This is a genomic window from Bacteroidota bacterium, from assembly GCA_016718825.1.
GTDB lineage: Bacteria > Bacteroidota > Bacteroidia > J057 > JADKCL01 > JADKCL01.
In genome coordinates, this window is record JADKCL010000004.1 from 142245 (window position 1) to 160544 (window position 18300).

15 protein-coding genes are annotated in these 18300 nt (G+C 51.8%); 14 read left to right on the forward strand and 1 reads right to left on the reverse strand.

Annotated elements, in window-relative coordinates; genetic code table 11:
* Positions 1–185 precede the first annotated feature (185 nt).
* From IPN95_05820 to IPN95_05850, 7 genes are all read left to right on the forward strand, one after another.
* Positions 186–1742, forward strand: a complete 1557-nt coding sequence (locus IPN95_05820; GenBank protein MBK9448920.1) for a hypothetical protein — start codon at positions 186–188, stop codon at positions 1740–1742.
* Positions 1743–1895: 153 nt separating this feature from the next.
* Positions 1896–2588 carry a hypothetical protein gene (locus IPN95_05825; GenBank protein ID MBK9448921.1) on the forward strand — a complete coding sequence of 231 codons (693 nt, stop codon included), beginning with the start codon at positions 1896–1898 and terminating at the stop codon, positions 2586–2588.
* A complete protein-coding gene (locus IPN95_05830; GenBank protein ID MBK9448922.1) occupies positions 2585–2869 on the forward strand; it encodes a hypothetical protein in 285 nt (94 codons plus the stop codon). The genes IPN95_05825 and IPN95_05830 overlap by 4 nt, the downstream gene beginning before the upstream one ends.
* A 121-nt stretch (positions 2870–2990) precedes the next feature.
* Positions 2991–3560 (forward strand): colanic acid biosynthesis acetyltransferase WcaF, encoded by a 570-nt coding sequence (gene wcaF, locus IPN95_05835; GenBank protein MBK9448923.1) that lies wholly within the window; start codon positions 2991–2993, stop codon positions 3558–3560.
* Entirely contained in the window at positions 3557–4336 is a 780-nt protein-coding gene (locus IPN95_05840) for a glycosyltransferase (protein MBK9448924.1), read from the forward strand. The genes wcaF and IPN95_05840 overlap by 4 nt, the downstream gene beginning before the upstream one ends.
* Positions 4337–4397: 61 nt before the next feature.
* Complete coding sequence (locus IPN95_05845; protein MBK9448925.1) at positions 4398–5708, forward strand: MBL fold metallo-hydrolase; 1311 nt, start codon at positions 4398–4400, stop codon at positions 5706–5708.
* A gap of 82 nt (positions 5709–5790) precedes the next feature.
* Entirely contained in the window at positions 5791–6132 is a 342-nt protein-coding gene (locus IPN95_05850; GenBank protein ID MBK9448926.1) for a hypothetical protein, read from the forward strand.
* A 158-nt stretch (positions 6133–6290) separates the two neighbouring features.
* Here the strand turns inward: IPN95_05850 and IPN95_05855 are convergent, their stop codons facing one another.
* Positions 6291–7475: a hypothetical protein gene (locus tag IPN95_05855; GenBank protein ID MBK9448927.1), complete on the reverse strand. Its 1185-nt coding sequence runs from the start codon at positions 7473–7475 to the stop codon at positions 6291–6293.
* Between the two features lie 139 nt (positions 7476–7614).
* Here IPN95_05855 and IPN95_05860 point away from each other — a divergent pair, with 139 nt between their 5' ends.
* The 7 genes from IPN95_05860 to IPN95_05890 all read left to right on the forward strand — a co-directional run bounded on the left by IPN95_05860 (position 7615) and on the right by IPN95_05890 (position 18092).
* Positions 7615–7890: a hypothetical protein gene (locus IPN95_05860; GenBank protein ID MBK9448928.1), complete on the forward strand. Its 276-nt coding sequence runs from the start codon at positions 7615–7617 to the stop codon at positions 7888–7890.
* Positions 7891–8188: 298 nt separating this feature from the next.
* Positions 8189–9853 (forward strand): right-handed parallel beta-helix repeat-containing protein, encoded by a 1665-nt coding sequence (locus IPN95_05865; protein MBK9448929.1) that lies wholly within the window; start codon positions 8189–8191, stop codon positions 9851–9853.
* A gap of 227 nt (positions 9854–10080) precedes the next feature.
* Positions 10081–13170: a histidine kinase gene (locus IPN95_05870; GenBank protein MBK9448930.1), complete on the forward strand. Its 3090-nt coding sequence runs from the start codon at positions 10081–10083 to the stop codon at positions 13168–13170.
* A 24-nt stretch (positions 13171–13194) separates the two neighbouring features.
* Positions 13195–13935: a response regulator gene (locus IPN95_05875; protein ID MBK9448931.1), complete on the forward strand. Its 741-nt coding sequence runs from the start codon at positions 13195–13197 to the stop codon at positions 13933–13935.
* 132 nt (positions 13936–14067) lie between these two features.
* The gene (locus IPN95_05880) at positions 14068–15177 is read left to right on the forward strand and encodes a hypothetical protein (protein MBK9448932.1); all 1110 of its coding nucleotides are present in this window, start codon (positions 14068–14070) and stop codon (positions 15175–15177) included.
* A 49-nt stretch (positions 15178–15226) separates the two neighbouring features.
* Positions 15227–16894 (forward strand): hypothetical protein, encoded by a 1668-nt coding sequence (locus tag IPN95_05885; protein MBK9448933.1) that lies wholly within the window; start codon positions 15227–15229, stop codon positions 16892–16894.
* Positions 16895–17402: 508 nt separating this feature from the next.
* The gene (locus tag IPN95_05890; GenBank protein ID MBK9448934.1) at positions 17403–18092 is read left to right on the forward strand and encodes a hypothetical protein; all 690 of its coding nucleotides are present in this window, start codon (positions 17403–17405) and stop codon (positions 18090–18092) included.
* The last annotated feature ends 208 nt before the right edge of the window (positions 18093–18300 follow it).

Here is an 18300-nt window from a genome sequence, read left to right on the forward strand (position 1 = left end):
TTCCGCGAGGGATTGCAATGCCTTCCTCCGAGGGAAAATGTCGTTGCCTTCCTCCTAGCCAATTCAAGAAAATCTTGGATCTTAAAATTGTGATTCCCAAGAAAATAAATTAGCTTCATTCCCCAATAGCATCGGGGAAATCCCGTCGGTAAGTGCTATTTCCGGGGTGTCTAAATCGTATTAGGATGAAGCAGAAAATTACACTTTTGGCCGCTTTTGCTTTGGTGTTGGTTGGATTTGGGACGTTACAATCACAAAACGTCGGCATTGGGGTGGCAATCCCACTTGAAAAATTGCATGTTGCAGGTAACGTTCGAGTCAATAACCTCGCAGGTGTTGGCACCCGCATGGTGGGTTCCGATGCAACGGGTACCCTGGTTAACATCGCAGCGGGAACCAACGGTCAAGTCCTGACCCAAACTGGAGGAGGTCCAGCCTGGCAACCCATCACCGCTTGGCTTACGACGGGAAATGCAGGTCTCAACGGTGGCACCACGGTCGCCGCAGGAACAAATTTCCTTGGAACGACGGACAATCAGAATCTTGATTTTCGTACCAATAACACCTTCCGGGGGCGAGTCAGTAACCTCGGCGAATTTTTCATCGGCACGCTGAATACCGTTCTGACAGGTGACTTGATGAATGGGGTCGGCAACGTGACCTTTCCATGGGCTGTCAATGGCTATACGGCATTCGACGGAGCAGGTACGTACGGACAAGTTACCGCAGGAACCACGATTTTTGCTGGTGTTCAAGGCGAATACAATGGCACCAATGCCCAAGGCGCTGGTGTGCGCGGGATAGCATTGACGGGGACCGCAGGTACTGCATTTACAACGCCGCATACGGGTGTAAGCGGAAATGCTACCACTGCAGGTACCTACAAATTTGGCACCTACGGCTCAGGGGGAACAACTACGCGTTCAGGAGGTGTATTGGGCAATGACTATGGACTTGCGATGGGCGCTTTGGGCTACTATGCCTTCAACGGCCTTGATTATGGAGTCTATGGCTTTGGTCAGGCGCATGCCACTGGACTCGGAACCGGTCGCAGTTCCGGCAGCACACCCATCACGATTGGCATGGATCAACCCAACACAATGGTCGGCCTCGGTGTTTACGGCGGCGTTATGGGCGGATGGGTCAAGGGCATGAAATATGGCATGCATGTCAATGGCGAGCGCACGAGCTTGTATGTCGATGGCAAGACTTTCACCAATGAGCCGATTGCGCAGCTCGTGGCCAAGGACGATGGCAGTCGCGTGAGCACGTATGTGCCTTCTTCTGCGACAGCGGACGTGTATGCGCGTGGCAAATCCAAAATGGCAGCAGGAGAGATTTATATCAGCTTTGATAACGATTTCAAGCAGATCATCGGTGACCCTATGAGCTTGACGATCACCGTGACGCCTGCCGGCAATTCGAATGGTGTTTACGTCTCGGCCATCGATGCCAATGGCTTCTGGGTCAAAGAAAATAACAATGGCACCTCCAATGTCGATCTTTCATGGATCGCGATGGGCGTGCGCAAGGGCAGCGAAAACATCGTGACCTCGCCTGAAATTCTCGAGGCTGACTACGACCGCCACATGCACGATGTGATGCGCAACGAAAACTCCAACGAACAAGGCGGATCACTTTGGTGGGATGGAACGCAGGTACGTTTCGACGCGCCGCCCGTGAAGAAGGCAAGCGATGACTGGAAAACAATCGCTCGGCCGTCGGCTGCAACAACACGTTGACCCACCCATCAGGCGGCAGCGACGCCATTTTGTGATTCACCGTTCATCAACGTTGCCCGTACTTCACCGTTTCGGGAAACTTGACCTTTTGCCATCTCCATTGGGACTTTTTTAGAAGCCCAATTCACTCAAGAAAATCAAATTAAGGAAATTATGATCTACAAAATCGCCCGGAATCTATTTGCGCTTGCCACTTTTGCGCTGATTGGCATATCCATGATTTATTCCCAAAACGTCGGAATAGGTGTCCCAGCGCCTTTGGAGAAGTTGCATGTGGCCGGAAACGCCCGTGTCAACAATCTCGCTGGAATTGGGACACGGGTCGTAGGCTCGGATGTCAATGGGACATTGGTGAACATCGCACCCGGAACCAACGGACAGGTATTGACTCAGACAGTGGGCGGACCGGCGTGGCAAAATGCAGGTGCCCTGAACGTGAGCTCAACGTCCCTGACTACGGATTACACCGTGACCTCGGCGGGATGGACCAACGTCGCCCCCATGTCGGTCACCTTCACAGCAACCAAGAACACAGCCCTTTTGATATTTTCGGCCTCCGGATTTGCTTATACCAACTCGATGGCCTTTGTGCAGTTTCGGGTACGAAACGGCGCCACCAGTCTCGGAGGCACCAACACACTTACCCAAAACTATGACGACGTCACGGGCACGGTCACACCTTGGAGTTGTACATTCACCAAGAATATCTCCGGACTCACGGTCGGAAATTCCTACACTTTCCAACTTCAAGCGCAACGAAATGGCATTCTCGGAACCTATGACACCGTGATTCAAGCTGCGACCAACCCCGATACTCATCACATGACGCTCACCGTAATCCAATGAAGAAGAATATCAGTTTCATCGTTTCGCTAGGCCTTTGTTTCGGTTGCGGCTATGCGCAATCGATCGAACCCAACCTTCCTCAATTGGGGGAAATGGGGACTACCACCCCTGCAGTCGTCAAACCCACTGCGGTGGACAGGCAGGTGGCGCAGCCAACATTGGGAAATGCCGCTCAATCCCAAAAAATCAAACAATTGCCCACGCCGACGCCTGATGGAAATCAACGCAACAAAGCACCGCAGTTGATGGAAAGTAGCCCGGCCAAGGCACCGGAAAACTGATTGAGGCGAAGCGCTTTACGGGGAAATGGTACTTGGTATTCGGCGTAGCGCGAATTGGAGTTAAGACCGCATTCAAATTCGAAGCGGGCAAATCTCCATTTTTCGCTAATTTGGCGGCTCAATGGATCAACAGCTCCCCAAGACCGATCTCTCCCGCTTCAACAACGATTGGTTTGATGAAGGGGCGAGCAAATTCAAATGGCTGTTGTGGTTCATGGCCAACGGACTTTTTGTCAACACGCCCCTCAATCCCTTCAATGCACTGAGAATCTTTGTTTTGCGCGCATTTGGCGCCAAGATCGGCAAAGGTGTTATTCTCAAGCACAGGGTCAACGTCAAGTTTCCCTGGAACCTCGAAATTGGGGATCATTGCTGGATTGGCGAGGCCGTTTGGATCGAAAATCAAGGCAAAGTGACCATTGGCAACAACTGCTGCCTGTCACAAGGTGTGGTGATGATGACCGGGAACCACAACTACAAAAAGGTCACCTTTGATTTGATCGTGAGGCCGATTGTCCTGGAAGACGGCGTTTGGCTGGGTGCAGGTTCGATGGTGACACAGGGCGTGACGTGCTTCAGCCATTCGGTGTTGGGAGTCGCGGCTGTGGCGAGTTTCGATCTGGAGCCCTACACCATTTATGCCGGCAACCCTTGCCAAATTTTACGCAAACGGGTGATGGAAGCCGAATGAAAGTAAGCATCATCACCGTCGTGTACAATGGCGCTGCGACCATCGCCTCGGCGGTGGATTCCGTGGTCGCACAGGACCATCCCGACATCGAATACATCGTCATCGACGGCGGCAGCAAGGACAACACCGTCGACATCCTGAAAAGTTATGGCGACAAGATCGCCGTACTTGTCTCGGAAAAGGACAAAGGCATCTACGATGCGATGAACAAAGGCCTCGCACGCGCCACCGGTGACGTGATCGGCATCCTCAATGCCGATGATTTTTATACCGATACAGACGTCATTTCCGCCGTTGTCGCCGAACTGACCCGCACCGGCAAAGACAGCATGATCGGCGACCTGATATTCGTGACGCCCGAAAACCTCGACCATGTCGTGCGGTTTTACAGTTCGGAGGGTTTTACGCTCCGCAAGTTTGAGCATGGCGACATGCCGCCGCATCCGACCTTTTTTGTGCGGCGCGAAGTTTATCAGCGCCTTGGCAATTTTGATACGCAGTACCGCATCACGAGTGACTTTGACCTTATGCTGCGGTTTTTGTACAAAGCCAAAATAAGTTGGTCATATTTGCCCAAGGTCATGGTCACGATGCGCACGGGCGGATTGACCAACCAAGGCATCAAAAGCAAAATCAAACTCAACCGCGAAATCATCGCGTCGATGCGCAACAATGGCTTGCCATCCGGGACTTTCAGGGTGTATTCGAAGTATTTCACCAAGGTTTTTCAGCTCCTGAGACGCCCAAAATCTCTACGCAAGCAGCGCAAAGATTGACTTCTCTCATGTATATGCAGGCATTTTTGCCGACATTTGCACCCAACTTTTGGTAGCAGGAATGAAAATCCAGACGATTGGCCATGCTTGCATGGTGTTGCGGGACGACGATGGGAGCCCGATTCTGATCACCGATCCTTGGTTGGTCGGTTCGGCTTATTGGCGGAGTTGGTGGTTGCAAAACTATCCCAAGGAGGCGGAATTGGAGGAACTGACCAAAACCCAATACGTTTATCTCACCCACGAGCACGGGGACCATTTCCATCCGGCGAGCATCCGAAGGTTGGGAACAGGGCCGACTTATGTGGCGCCCGCCTTGCCGCAGGAGCAAATGGCCAAGTATTTGAGCCGCGTCGGTTACAAGACCAAAGTGTTGGAGCCCTTGCAATGGCATCAGCTTCACCCCAAAGTGAGCGTACTGAGCATTCCGCTACCCAATGACGATTCGGTTTTGCTGCTTGATACGCCCACGGCGTTTATCGTGAACCTCAACGACAGCAAGCCGATGAAGTACCAGCTGCGCCGGGTACGCAAGTACATCGATGCCCATGTCGGCTCGAAAAAGGTCATTTTGCTCAGCAGCTATTCGCCGGCAAGCCCGGTCAATAGCTTTCGCAAGGACAGCAAAGTGGTGAGCATGAAAGACAAACGCGACTACGTCGCACGCTGCTGCGAACTGAGCGAAGTCTTGCGCGCCGACTTTTTCATGCCATTCGCCAGTCAGATTATTCTTTACCGTCAAGACTCCAAGTGGGCCAATCCCTACCGTGTCAGCACCGACGACCTCCGCGAGAACTGGACCGCCAAGGCGACGACGCTTTGCATGCCCTATTCGACCATCGACCTCGACCAATTCACCAACTGGCACGTTGCGGAAAATGAGTATTACCGCGATGAGGAGATGATTTTGCAGAAGGTCAGTGCCCAGGAAGCCCTGGAAAAGCAGGTGGTATTCAGTGCGCAAGACCGTGAAAACCTTCGCCAAAAACTCCGGTTTAGCCGCCTGATTTTGCCCATGCTCTTCAGAAAAGGCATCGGATTTCATGTGGACGGGCAGGAATTCACGTTCAAGCCGTGGGGCGGAAAAATGGTCGAAGGCATTCAGAATCCAAGTTTTTCGTTGATGATGCCGGGCCAAGCGTTGATTGATTGCCACAAAACAGGCCACTTCGCCGATTTGGGCATCACAATGTTCACACTGATTATCCTCAACGGCAAGACCAATCCCAAAATGGTCTATCTCTTTTTCCTGCTGATTGGCCTCCATGATTACCACCATTGGTGGAGCTGGGGCAATCTCTGGAAATGGTTCCGGACGAGTTTGAGACTGAACAAATGGAAGATTCCGGCGCTTCGTGGGGCGGAAGTTTGAGGAATGAATTTGCCCTTGTGCAACGACTGCACTACCTTCCACCTTTGAAATCAAAAATATCGACGCAGCAAGTATGGCTCAAATAGCAATCACCAACGAAGAAATCAAAGCGCATGCTTTTTTGGCAGACATGTACGCCAACAATCAGTATCCGAGGCATTTGGTGGACAAGGCAAGAACCATTTTGATGGACCTTTGCGCCAAAATCGAGGCCAAAACGCCGAAGAAGCTCGAAGATCTCTATGATTTGACGCATCGCGCCACCGACAGCTTCAACGATTTGCAGGATGAATTCAAAGCCAAGAAATCAAAGTATGACAGCGTCGCAGCCAAGAATATCGGCGAGGACTTTGCCTTCATTGCAAGCACATACGGCTACTTTGAGGCGGATGACGAGGAATTGACCGGGCCGCGGGAGTGGTAAAACATTCAGCAAAATCCCGAGCATCAACGACAGAATGCACTTTGCATGCAGAATGCTGAATGGCACCAAGGTCGATTTGGTTGGGATTTCCTACTTCACCTGTTTCACCTCCGGCAAAGCCACTTCTCTGGCGACAGATACTGGCGTTGCCTCCCCTTTCACTTCCTCCGGACGCACTTTGTACCGCTCAAAGATTCCCTTTTCCTTGGGTTGTCCATACAATTCCGGCTGCAAATACAGGCCCACATCTGAAACTCGTTTGGCAGGTTCGACCGAAATACTTTCGCTGTTTTGCTGTACAAAAGCATCGTTGCGGTCGGCATAGACGGTCCAACAAACCTTTGGCCGGGGCCTCCTCCTGCACCTTCGAAGCGGCCTTGGGCATTGATTTCCTCGGCAACAAAGACAGCCGCGGCGCTGCCCACAGGCGTCAATTGATAAGAAAAATCCACATTCACGGCCTGAAAATAGCTGGGCAATTGCACCTCAGCGAATCCATTGGCGTCCAAGACCACCGAACCACGGTAGAGATTGAGCACTTCGGGTGATTCGATCGAATAATGGCGCAGGTATTTGTTTTCAGGATCCAAGGGATGATCGATCATAAAGGATTTGACACCCGAAGCGCCGATGTTGCCATTTGCATAGACCCCGTACCAATTGCCTTGACCGACAACGCCGTATCCGTAATTGGGATTGGGTTGGAAAACACCATAGACGCCCACGCCATCGTAGTTGCCTGCCGGGCCATTGTAAAGGGCTTGGAGAACCGTGTTGCCGGAAGAGGTGCCGGCCGACAAGAATGCGCCCCCACGGATACCCGCAGATTGCGCCCACAGTGCAGTCGCATTGGAATAGGTGAGAGGTACGAGGCCATTACTAAATTGATTGAAAAATCCCGTCTGCGTGGTGCTTGTGGCCAAATAGGTGCTCGCTGCGATCGACCTGCCTGCTCCAGCTTGATCCGACAAGAATGCAGCTTGGGTCACCGCAGGATTAAATGATTGCAATGAAAGCGAATGGTTCAGTCCATTCTGTAGCACTGCAATCCCTACACCTGTCGAGGCAGCGTCCATGTCCACTTGAATACCGCGATGGGAAGATGCGCCATTGATATCCAACGAAATGCCGTGCGCCCCTGGACTTGCAACATCCGTCCGCAGGCTTATCGTAGGCACCGTTGCAGAACCATTGTAAGCGTAAATGGTCGGCGAAGTGCTTGGCCCGGCAGAAAGCGTCAAAAATTCGCCAGCTGATCCAGATGTACCTACCGCCTGCCCCACGACTGCCGATCCGCTCCCCGAAGTATAGAAAAAACCCTCCATCACCATTACCTGAAGCATAGCCATTGACTGCCCATTGCCCACCTGAGGCATAAGCGGAGAATACATCAGAATTGTACGGTCCCGTACCATTCACACAAAGTAGGCCAGAATTTGTGAATCTCGCCCGTTCAAGATTATTGGTGCGAAATGCCAACCCTTGATTGTCGGTTGTACCGACAAAATTGGTTGCAGGCACCGTGCCCGCGTTGCCCAGCAAACCCCATCCGCTGTCGTCTTGCCAGACGGGACCCGTTGGTCCTTGCACCAAAACCTGACCCGGAGTTCCGGCGGTCACTTCAGTCATCGTCCCGTTGGGGTCAATCCCGGCGAGGCGCGTATCCACACCCGCCAAGGCATCCAACCGAATGTTGCCTGCAACATGGAGTTTCTCCAATGGCGTGGTGGTACCGATGCCTACGTTTTGCGAAAATAGCCTGAAAGGAAACAAGCAAACTAAGCCGAGGAGCAAACAAAGCGAAAAATGGTGACGCATAGCATGTGGGTTGAATCCGTCTCCAATTTGGAAACAGCGCTGCAAGCTCGTACGGGCGTGCGCGTTCCTACAAGAATGGATTTGTAATCGGTCGGTATGACTTTGTATTTGGATCTGCGCGCACGATCGGTGCGGATCAAGGTCACATTCCCAAACACAAACCCAAATCCCCCAAATGCAAATTCAGGCGATAGCCAAATCATCGGTAGGCGCAGCTTTGTCTCGAAAAGCAAGAATTATGAAATCAAAAATCACCCTCACCCTTCTTTTTCTGCTGGCCTGTCGACTTTCCGCTGCGACTTGGTATGTGGCCACGACGGGCAACGATGCCAATCCCGGCACACTCACCGACCCGCTGCTGACCCTCGATGAAGCTATCTTGCAGGCCAATCCGGGCGATGTGATCGAACTTCGAGGCGGGAACTATATCAGCAATGAAGTCCGCGTCACCAAAAGCAACCTTACCATCCGCTCCTACCCCGGCGAATGGGCTGTACTTACCGCTGTCACGAATGTCGAAAACACCGCAAGCTGCATTTGGTACAATGAGCCGGATGTAAACGGCGGCACATTGGAAAACCTTGAAATCATCGGCGGCTATTATTACGGCGTGAGTTTCGAGACGAATTGGGATTGGGGTGGCGCTCCGCAAGACCGTCACGGGGTCAGTAACATCACGATTCGCAATTGCAAAATCCACGATACCGGACGAGACTGCATCAAAATCAAGCCTGGATGCGATGGAATTCAAATCCTTGGCTGCGAATTGTACAATTCGGGCGTAGGACCGGGCAATGCCCTTGATCCAAATGCAGAAGGCATTGACAACGTCAACGGCGATGGAATGGTCGTGCGCAATTGCCATATCCATCATACCTCCACCTCGGGCGTCTATGCCAAAGGGGGCGCAGATGGTTGTATCATCGACGAAAACCTGATCCGTGAAACGGGCGAGGCAGGCATTTTGCTGGGTTTTTATACCGATGCCGAATACTTTGACGAAGTCGCCAATCCGGGCATGTTTGAATGTCGCAACAGCATTGCACGCAACAACATCATCGTCAACACAGGCGGAGCTGGAATCGGATTTTTTGCCGCCCAAAACTGCCGAGCCGAACACAACACGGTTGTCACCGCCTCCCCGAGCTTTCACAGCCCATTGTTCATTTCCAAAGGCGATATTTGGGTCAGCAATAGCCTCACACTCACCCCATCCAATGAGAACATCACTGTGATCAACAATATTTTTGTGGACGAAAGCGGCACAGGCCAAGACGACTACACGGTACAGGTTCGTGAAGGCGCACTTACAGGCACCAACACGATCAATCACAATATTTTCCAAAAGACGACAGGCACAGCAACTTTTGACGACGGCATCGCTTGGCCCGCAATGACCTTCGCCCAATGGCAATCCACCATGGGGTTGGATGCACAAAGTCAGGAAGTAGATCCTGATTTGGATTCAGAATATCACCTGAATGCTGGAAGTCCGGCGGTTGATGCCGCAATGGCCTCGAGCACAACCTATGATTATGATTTTAACCTCCGCGCTGGAACGGCAGACATCGGCGCCGACGAATTTGGGGCCGGAACAAACCTCAGCACACCGCCACAAACTGGCGTGATCGGTACTGGTTCGCCCAATACCTTGCAATCGGCCACCCCCGCGCAAGGAATGCTGGAAATTCAAGTTTGGCCCAATCCCTCATCAGAAATTATTCACGTTCAAGCAGATAGGGAACGGATCAACGCGCTGTCGGTGGTGGACCTCGCGGGACGAATCGTGCTGCAATCAAAGGTTGCTGAATTTTCAGTTGCCGAAGTTCCAGCAGGAATCTATTGTCTGCAGGTTCATACGACCAAGGGTCAACAAACCATTCGAATTCAAATTGTACACTGAATTTCTTTACCAACATCTCATCCCGCGACGGGCTCCCCGCCCGTGCGGGATGTTTTTTTCCATTGCCGCTTTATGAAATTTCCCCAAACATCTTTCCCGGTTGTCCTTTCCTTTGGAGAATGCACCTGTGCATACGCGGCGATTCGCCCGCCGATGAAGGGCCGAGCCAATCCAACAATACTTGGATTTCAAGCACCAACTAGCGTATTTCAATAAAATTTGGCCAAATGCGCCTTTGTCTCCTTTTCATGCTGACTTGTTGGAGCTTCGCGATGGCGCAGCCACCCCGGCATTTTAGACATTTCACGGAAAAGGACGGCTTGAGCGACAGCAGGGTGCAAGCCATCGTCCGCGACGGACAAGGATTTCTCTGGGTAGGCACCGCCAATGGCCTCAATCGCTACGACGGCTACAACTTCAAGCACTATCTTCCCGATCCGATTCACCCTGAGCGATCCGTCTGCAACGAACTGATCCACGATCTCAAAATTGACCAAAAAGGACAAATGTGGATCGCCACCGCCAACGGACTCAATCGTTACAATCCTCAAAACCAGACCTTTCGCAAATGGATCAATGAAGGTCGAAACGATGGTTCGTTGCCCAATCCCTTGATTTGGAACCTGGCAATGGATGCACAGGATCGGTTGTGGCTGTCGGTTGATAACAAAGGATTGTGTAGGTATGACGCTGCCACGGACAAGTTTATCGTCTATCCTTGGCGCGAATTTGTGCGAAAAACCTTTCCGGAGAGGCTGCCGGATGCCTATCTGAAGATCTATCAAATCGATCAAAGGTCACCCACGGCATTTTGGCTACAAACCAACATTGGCGTCTTTTCATTCGACTGGAAGCAAGAACGGTTTGCCTACCATCCGATGCCCAAGTCATTTCCAATCGCCACCTCCGTCACGAATTGCAAGGAGGAAACCTATTTTGGCAGTTGGTACCAAAATCTGCTTCGCTATGATCCTTGCGCTGGAGAATGGACCCAAATCTGCATTCCAGCGCCAAACGCGCCTGAATGTACAGGACAACATGTCACCAATATTTGGCCTTACAAAGGCGGGAAGCTGATTCTGACGCAACTGGGCATTTATTGGTTGCCCAATGGTGGTTTCCAAGTTCAGGCGATCCAAGGTTTTGAACATGAGGAGGAAGAATTGCCGCGCGGAATCGTTCACAAGGCTTTTACAGACAACGACCAAGGACTCTGGCTGGGCGGCGAATCCGGGCTTTGGCTGGCCGAACCACAGCAACTGAACTTCAAGTACGTTCCCCTCCGTGACCAGGCGATTTTTGACAATGCCAATTGTTATCCCCGCTTTTTGGAATTGCCAGGCCGACGGCTTTTGACCCTCAATTTCTATTACCATCAATTGCTCTTGATTCGAAACGGCGAAACGGAAAAAAGCATCGACCTTCCGCCAAAATCGGCATTGTTGCACCGCGATCGTTCCGGAAAAATCTGGGTTGGCGGGGGGAATCAGCTTTTCAACTTTGATCTTAAGAACTTCGAATTGATTCCATTCCCGATCAATGCCGCAGGCTGGATTCCGCCAGCAAATGGGTATTTTCAGGACATGGCCGAAGACCACGAAGGAAACTTTTGGTTTGCGCATTTCAACAACGGCGCATTGGTCTGGAAACCGAAAACACAAACTTGGTGGATCCCGGACAGCAGCCAAGGGTTTATCAGCAAGCATGTTACATCCATTGTGACCGATAGCGCACACGCAACGGTCTATCTCGGGACCGAGGACTACGGGTTGTTTGTGTATGACGCCAAAACCAATCAGTTCGAGCTTTTCCAGCACGATCCTTCCAACCCGGAAAGCAGCCTTGCGGCGTATACTGTTTTTGATTTGTGTTTGGACCCCGATGGTGCGGTTTGGGCAGCCACAGACCCTGGCGGTGTTTCCCGGTTTGATCCCAAAGCCCCCGCGGGCCAGCAATTCTTCAACATTCGCGCCCAAAACGGGCTTCCGGGAAACCGTGTCACCAACTTGCTGTTTGATCAGCGCGGACGACTTTGGGTCTGTACTTTGGGCGGATTGGCTTGCTTGGACAAAACCACGGGTCGCATTCGTGCTTTTACCAAGGATGATGGCCTTCCAAAGGAATTTCTGGATCAGGCTTTGTCATTGATGGAAGACGGCAGCATCCTGAACAGCACGGTGTACGGCTATTTCAAGTTCCATCCTGATAGCCTCCTGCAGGAAAATCCGCAATCGGAGGTTCACTTGACCTCTTTCAAAATCTTTGACTCCGAAATCGGGGATTCGCTGTTGCTCGGCGGGCTCAAACAGCTGGATTTGAGCTGGAAACAGAACTATTTCCAATTCGAATTTGCCAGCCGCGACATCTTGTCGGCGGGAAAAACGGAATATGCGTACCGCCTTCAGGGTTTTGATGCCAATTGGCGAAAAAACGGCCATCGGCATGTGGCGAGCTATACCAATGTACCCCCCGGCGATTACGTTTTGGAGGTGAAGTCGGGCATCGAAGGTCGCTGGAACACGCCTGGAATGCGCTTGCCCATCCATATCGCGCCCCCATTTTGGGTAACTTGGTGGTTCCGTATTGCGGTCATTTTGGGATGCTGCGCCTTGATTTACAGCATTTACAGGTTCCGAATCCGGCAAATTAGACGTGAGGAAGCACTCAAAACCGATTTCAACCATCGGATTGCCCGCACCGAAATGGCGGCATTGCGCGCGCAGATGAATCCGCATTTTGTATTCAATTGCCTGAGCTCGATCAACCGGTTCATCATGGTGAATCAACCCGAGGAGGCATCGGCCTATTTGACCAAGTTTTCGCGGTTGATCCGACTGATCCTGGACAATTCCCGCACCGATACCGTCGTGCTGAGCAAGGAATTGGAGGCACTCAAGCTCTATATCGAAATGGAGCAAATGCGCTTTGCCGATCGCTTTGAATATTCCTTGGAAATCGATCCGCAGCTTCAAGTTGAGCACTTGGAGATTCCACCGTTGCTGATCCAACCTTACGTCGAAAATGCCATTTGGCATGGGTTGATGCACAAAAAAGAAGGATGTATGCTCACCATCCGGTTGTACCCGCAGGGAAAACGTCTTTGCATTGAAATCGAAGACAACGGCGTCGGGCGGGCCAAAGCCATGGAACTCAAAAGCCGTTCGGCGACGGCCCAAAAATCACATGGCATGAAGGTGACTTCCGAGCGCTTGGAGGTCATCAACCGCCTTTACGGGACGGAGGCGACCGTGGAAACCACGGATTTGTTCGATGAAAAAGGCTTGGCCGCAGGTACCCGCATTCTCCTTCAACTTTGAAAACCAAGTAAATACAATATCGTTATGGTCACAACCTTCCTGATCGACGACGAACGCAACTGCACGGATTTGTTGCGCGTGATGCTCGAAAAATACTGCACCGACATCGTCGTGACGGGCATCTTCAACGATCCGGAGGAGGCGCTGGCAAAAATCAAGTCCGATCGCCCGCAATTGGTGTTCCTCGATATCGAAATGCCACGCCTGAATGGCTTCGACCTCCTGCAACAATGCCATCCGCTGGATTTCAAGGTCGTTTTCACCACCGCTTATGACCAATATGCCGTGCGTGCATTCAAATTCAACGCATTGGACTATCTCCTCAAACCGATTGACAAACAGGAACTGATTCAAGCCGTCGAAAAAGCTACCCGCGCAAGCGCTCCCGCACCCGAGCGTCTCGAGGCCGCGCGTATGTTGCGCGAGACTCCGATGCCCAGCCGCATCGCGCTGCCCGTGGGGCAGGAATTGGTCTTCGTAGAAGTCGCCGACATCCTTTATTGCGAATCAGACGGCAGCTACGTTTCTGTGTTCCTCCAGCAACAAACCCGACCCGTCGTGCTCTCCAAAAGCCTCCGCGAATTCGAAGAATTGCTCAACAATCCCGATTTTTTCAGGGCCCACAATTCCTACCTCGTGAATCTCAAACAAGTGCAGAAAATCGTGCGGACCGACGGCGGCGAAATTTTTATGCGGAATGGAAAATCACTCCCTGTCGCGCGGGCCAAAAAAGCTGAATTGCTCGGAATGATCGCCAAATTGTAGCCACCCATCGTCGTCGGTATGGATGAGATTCTTGCAATCCACTTGATTTTCGGGGATTAACCTGCCTAATTTGTGAAACGTGAAACAAGTGGTCACGTTCTGCTTCAGGATTTCATCATTCGCCGAAAAACCATGGAAAAAGCATCCAACAAACTGTCCATCACCCCCAAAGAGCAAATCCCACTGACCAGAAATCAAAAGGAATTCAACCGTCTCACAGCGAAAATCGAGAAACTGCGCAAGGAAATCATCAAGGAATCGGAGTTTTATGAGACGATGTTTGCCGCTGCCGCAGAGCACCTTGTTCCCGCTGACGAAGCAGAAGCCCGGGCACGTATGGCACTTGCCACGACTTTGGACGGGATTTTGACGACCGGTAAATTCACAGCCGCATTCCGGCGGGATATCCGCTCTTGCATTCAGGATCTTTGTGCACAGGCTTTTGAGGTGATGCTTCCAACGCAGGAAGAGAAGGATATTTACGACCGAAATTCAAGCTTTACCTACGACGAGGAAATCCAATTCCAGCAAGACCAGCAAAAGGAGATTTTCGAGACCATGATGAAAGCGGTTTATGACATGGACGTCGACATGGACCAATTGAAAGACCCCGAGCAATTTGAGCAATTCAGGGAGGTTTTTGAGGAAAAGGCGCAACGGGGCCCAAGCGCTGGCCAACGCAAGGAGAGCAAAACGCAGGAAAAAGCGCGGTTAGCCCGAGAGGCCAAGGAAAAGGCCGCAGCCGACCTCAAGGCAAAATCGGTGCGCAGCATCTACATTTCATTGGCCAAATTGGTGCATCCTGACACGGAAACCGACGAATTGCAGCGCGCGGTGAAGGAGGAGGAAATGAAAAAGTTGTCTGCCGCCTATGAGGCCAAGGATTTGCCGACCTTGCTGCGCATGGAAATGGAGTGGATGAACAAACAATCCGACCATTTGGGCAGCATCGCCGACGACAAGTTGAAATTGTATGTCAAGGTGCTGCAAGACCAAGTCGATGAACTGGAAACCGAAAAATACATGATCGGCGCTGATCCGCGGTTTGAGCCGGTCCGCGAATTTGCCTGGGGCTCCAAGGAAGACAGCCTCAAGCGCATTTTGAATCAAGCCAAGAAAATCCTGAAAACAGCCCAAAGCTTTGACAAAGAGCGCGAAAAGCTGTCACAAACCGATTCCGACACCCCCTTGAAGCTTTTTGTCAAGGCTTATCTGCGCAGGTTCAAAAGTCCTTGGTTTTGAACAACGCAGTCCCAATTGAGCATCACGTGAAAACGACTTCGAATCGCCCATGAACTTGCTGGACCCCACCGATCACGGACATGGATTGCGTTGCAATCTGATGCGGTTGCTGGTGAGCGATGTCGCTGCCAATCGGCTGCTTGCGATGACGCTGATGGAGACAGGCGGCGTACCCTTGGTTGCCTTGCGGGAACTACGAAAGTTGTTGAATGGACATTCGCAGCCTTTTCCTGGTCCGAGTTCTCAAGCCATTGCGGATCAATTGAAGCGCTTACTGGATGCCGGCATGGCGGTTCTGCCACCGGATTTGCAGGAGCAATTGCAAATCTGGCGCGCCCCGGAGACCGACGATGGCAGCAAAAAGCGGAAGCGAATGGCTTGGAACCTTCCGGAGACCTTCGAAAAAACCGTCGCCGAAGGCTTGCTCACTTGGGAACAATGGGCCGATTTCTGGCGCATCGATGGTTCATGGCTCACCGAAACCTGCCTCACGGGGCTGCTGTTGCGAAAAGGTCACTTCTTGGTTTTTGAGGATTTTCTCCAAAAACACCCCTCGGGTCACGCCATGCGCCAACCTTGGCTCGGCCAACTACTCGACCAAAATCCGGACCGTGATTTCCAACTGCAATGCATGCAGTTGCTCATGGACGGCAAGACGCTGAATTTGAGTGGAACGCAACTGACAGAAGTCCCCGAAGTGGCCTGCAACCTCACAGAGATCGAAGCGATCGCCATCGGCGGAACACGTATCGTGAGGTTGCCGCAGGGTTTGTTGGAACGCATTCAGCGCGTGGTCGGCAGCCAATTTCAATGTAGAGAAATCGCCAACCAAGCCGTACAGGAGGGATCCCCCAATAGTAGGCTTAGGCGCTTGGAATCGCAGCGACGCGGGATGCGATGTGTTGAAGATGGAGATTCTGCGCGCGCCTTCACTTATCTGCAATCGAGTTTTGCGCAGGGAATTCCCGACTGGGTTCATCGTTACCACCAATATCCAGTTGTCGAAGCCTATTTCGGGAGTGCGATCGAGACCGGTCATTGGGAAGCTGCTGTCCACGCCTTGAGCCTGATGGCCAAGGCCCATTGGGATGAAAATCCGGCATTGCGTTGGAAAAATTGGGCTATTTGGCAGGGACAAATATTGACAGAAGGCAAGGAACAGCTGTTTTACGAAGCTTTGCAAAACCTTCCGTTGCGCAGTAACGTCACCCCGGAAATGTTTTTTGGGTTCCATTCGCATTACCATTGGGCGCACATTTTTGAGCGATTGATCTACCGCAAGGATCTCGAAACTGCCCTGCGCTTCCTGAAGCGGGCCATGCAGACCTTCCCCGAAATGTCTCTCCAAACCTTCCGCTGGAACCGCCTTCTCTGCCATTTGAAGCACATTCGCGGTTGGGATGAAGTTCTGAGACTGCTGAAATTTTTAGACAGCAACGATGGTTTTCTACCTCCCGGCACGACGGACGAAGGCCTCAACGATCCCCGCACCATGAAGGATGCCTTTTTGGCGCTCGAAACCTTGGGCGAAACCGACTTGTTGGCGCGTTACTTTGGAAGGATGATCCGGAAGTACCAAAAAGTGCTGAAAAGAGGGAAAAAGGTGGATGCCTGGTCCCGTAGGACCTGGAAAAACCGGATGCACATGATGTGGCGATACTTGCAACGGTTACCGACAAAACCGGCAGCACCCTCTTTTCCGATGTCAGTGAAATGAACAGGTCCTGATTCACCTTCGAATTTGGGTTGGCGGCCAAAATTGATTTAGTTTTGTGCCACGATGACGCCCCAAAAGCCTTCTGCAGGAAAAGAAAATTCGCTCAAAATCAGCGGCATCCAACGGAATGCAGACGGTTCCAAGCCAGCTATTCTGAATGCATCCCAACAAGCATTCAATGCCTGGATCGACAAGATCGAGCGCTTGCGCGCTGCGATACGCGAGGAACGCAAAAAATATGATCTGCTGCTTCAATCGGCGCATAAATACCTGATTCCGGCTTATGCACAGGTGGCCAAGGCCAAAATCGCGGTGGCCATGGCCCTTGAACAGGCCGTGCTGGAAAATGAATACGGAAAGCGGCAGCAGCAGGAAATCGGCTTCTGCATCGCCGGATTGTGCAAGCAAGCAGCCGACATCAGCGACCCGAGCCCGGAGGCGCAAGCACTCCTTGACCGCTGGCGCGAAAAGGATTCCGGAAACACATACCACATCCATCAAAGCCAATTTGAAGGAAATCCTCGCCTCGGAATTGCAGGATGTCCTGAGCGACAACGAAAACTGGGAGGCCTGGCAAGACGATCCCGAAAAGTTGCAACGCATGATGGATGCGCTCGAGGAAAAGCGCCTTCAGGATGCTGAAAAAGCCCGAAACCAAGGAAAATCAGCCGCACGTCCCAAAAAAGCGACTTCGAAGGAAAACAAAATCAAGGCCGCCGAAGTCCTGAAATCGCGTTCCGTACGCTCCATCTACATTGCCCTCGCAAAGTTGATGCATCCCGACATGGAACCCGACGCCGACCTGCGTTTGGCAAAAGAAGAGCAGATGAAACAACTGATCCAAGCCTACGAACGCAACGACCTTGCCGCCTTGCTCAGCCTTGAAATGGACTGGATTCACCAACAAAACAACCAATTGGGCAGCGTCCCATCGGAGAAGCTTGACCTTTACGTGGAGGTTTTAAAGGATCAGGCCAAAGACTTGGAAGGCGAAAAGGCGGACCTTTTTTGGGAACCCCGCTACGGACTGATTCGAGAATTTGCCACCGGCAAACTGGAAAAGGGGATTCAGAAAATCAAAGAAGAAGCGACCTATTTCCAAGCGGTTGCCAAGGAAATGCAAAGCCTCGCCAAGGCATTCAAGGAAGAAGACGGAAAACGCCGAATCGGTAATTTCGTCAAGGATTTCCTGGGATAAGTCGAATTCCCGGACCTCCGTTGCCCCCAAATCCCGTTCGGAAATGATGATGATGATGATGCCCCTTGCTGCATCTGCCGCTTGGCATCCAAACGAAACGCGGCGCACCTCCTTTCCGAATGTGCGCCGCGCGTTTGGAAATTCAACCTAGGAATGATTTTTCTATAAGTTCCAAGATTATGCACAGGATTCTTGGTTCAGAGCAAGG